The following is a 1,813-nucleotide window of genomic DNA, read 5'->3' as shown; positions in this document are numbered from 1 at the left end:
TGCCGGCACACTCGCCGAATGGCGCCACCGCTTCTGGGCGTCCTGGGAAAAGATCGTCCCGCTCGGTTTCGACCGCTTCTAGCAGCTCTGGGAATTTTACCTGCACTACTGCGAAGCCGGCTTCCGCGCCAGCTAGATCGTTGTCCGGCAGGTGGTTTACACGGCTTAGGGTTTTCTCCTGTTCGACATATCAGACTTCAACGACGTGCCAGCCTTCAACAGCGCGTGCCAAGTCCTGCCCGAAGCAAGCGAGTCCATCAGGAACAGATGACGTGGATGAATGTGCGGGGCGGAGACATCAGCTCCTGTCGTCGCCTTGGGTGATCAGCCGCGCGCTGCGCTGACCGGTCACGTAGATCCATAGCCAGCTCAGCGAAACCGCAAGCCGGTTACGGAAGCCGATCAGGAAATAGATGTGCGCGAGGCCCCACAGCCACCAGGCCAGCCGGCCGGTGAGCTTGATCCAGCCGAAATCGATCGCGGCAGCGCGCTTACCGATCGTCGCCAGATCGCCGTCATGCTTGTAGCGGAAAGGGCGCGGGCTTGCGTCGCCGGCCAGCCGGGCCTTGATCGTCGCGGCGACATGCCGGCCCTGCTGCTTGGCGGCGGGTGCTACGCCGGGCACCATGCGGCCATCTGGCCGCAGGACGTGTGCGGCGTCGCCGACGACGAAAATCTCCGGGCTGCCCGGCACGGTCAGACCGGGCTCGACCAGCACCCTGCCCGCAGGGTCCGCTGCCGCCCCCAGCCATTCGGCGGCCGGCGAAGCGGCGACGCCTGCTGCCCACAGGATAGTCCTGGCCGGCAGCTGCGTGTCGCCGAAGACGACACCCTCGGCGTCGCAGCGTGTAACGGGCCGACCGAGTTCGACCGTCACCCCGAGCCGCTCGAGCGCCTTGCTGGCATAGTCGGAAAGTTCCGGCGCGAAATTGGGAAGGATGCGGTCACCGGCCTCAATCAGCACCACGCGCGTCAGCCGCGTATCGAAGTTGCGGAACTCGCCGCGCAGCATGTCGTGCGCCAGTTCAACAATGGTCCCGGCCAGTTCCACGCCGGTCGGTCCGCCACCAACGATCGCCAGCGTCAACAGCGCTTGGCGCTTGGCGGGATCGGTCTCCCGCTCGGCCTGCTCGAAGGTGAGCAGAATGCGCCGCCGAATGGTGGTGGCGTCCTCCAGCGTCTTCAGCCCCGGTGCGAAAGGCTCCCATTCGTCATGGCCGAAATAGGCGTGGCGGGCGCCGGTGGCCAGCAGCAGCGTATCGTAGGCGACCGCGCCGCCATCATCGAACAGCACGCGTTTGCCGATGCGGTCGACGCCGGCGACGGTGGCGAGCAGCGTCGTCACGTCCTTGCGCTTGCGCAGGAGATGGCGGATTGGCCAGGCGACTTCCGAGGTCGCCAGCGCTGTGGTCGCCACCTGGTAGAGCAGCGGCTGGAAGAGATGATGGTTGCGCTTGTCTATCATGGTGATGCGCACCGGCGCACCGTCAAGCGCGCGGGTAAATTCGAGCCCCCCAAAGCCCGCCCCGACGACGACGACATGGTGACTGGATTCCTTCATCTCATTCACTCCGGGAGAGCAGGTTGGCCGGGAGAGCAGGCTGGCCGGGAGAGCAGGCTTGAGACCAATTTCGCCAAGGCTGATGTAGATACTTTTGTGCACCGCAACAACATCCGACTTGCTGACTGCCCGCCGTAAGATGTCGCGAATGTACATGCTCTATCCTGCCGCCGAGTATAATTTCATTGAAAACTGACGACAGGAGTGGAGTTTGAATAGGGATCATGACGACTGTCCGGGTCAATATTCCTC

1 protein-coding gene and 1 pseudogene are annotated in these 1,813 nt (G+C 63.9%); one reads left to right on the top strand and one right to left on the bottom strand.

From position 1 onward, the window contains the following. Positions 1-136 (top strand): annotated as a pseudogene (locus tag EOA85_RS39630) (class I SAM-dependent methyltransferase); the annotation flags it as partial. Positions 137-298: 162 nt separating this feature from the next. Here the strand turns inward: EOA85_RS39630 and EOA85_RS34415 are convergent. After that, entirely contained in the window at positions 299-1,561 is a 1,263-nt protein-coding gene (locus EOA85_RS34415; protein WP_127212651.1) for an NAD(P)/FAD-dependent oxidoreductase, read from the bottom strand. Between the last annotated feature and the right edge of the window lie 252 nt (positions 1,562-1,813).

The organism is Mesorhizobium sp. M5C.F.Ca.IN.020.29.1.1, from assembly GCF_003997375.1.
GTDB lineage: Bacteria > Pseudomonadota > Alphaproteobacteria > Rhizobiales > Rhizobiaceae > Mesorhizobium > Mesorhizobium wenxiniae.
Note: the sequence above shows the minus strand (reverse complement) of the source record. Positions and strands in the feature narration are given on the sequence as shown.

What these genes read in the sequence shown, in the direction of transcription:
- EOA85_RS34415 (WP_127212651.1), bottom strand. Translation starts at nt 1,561, where the DNA reads ATGAAGGAATCCAGTCACCATGTCGTCGTCGTCGGGGCGGGCTTTGGG.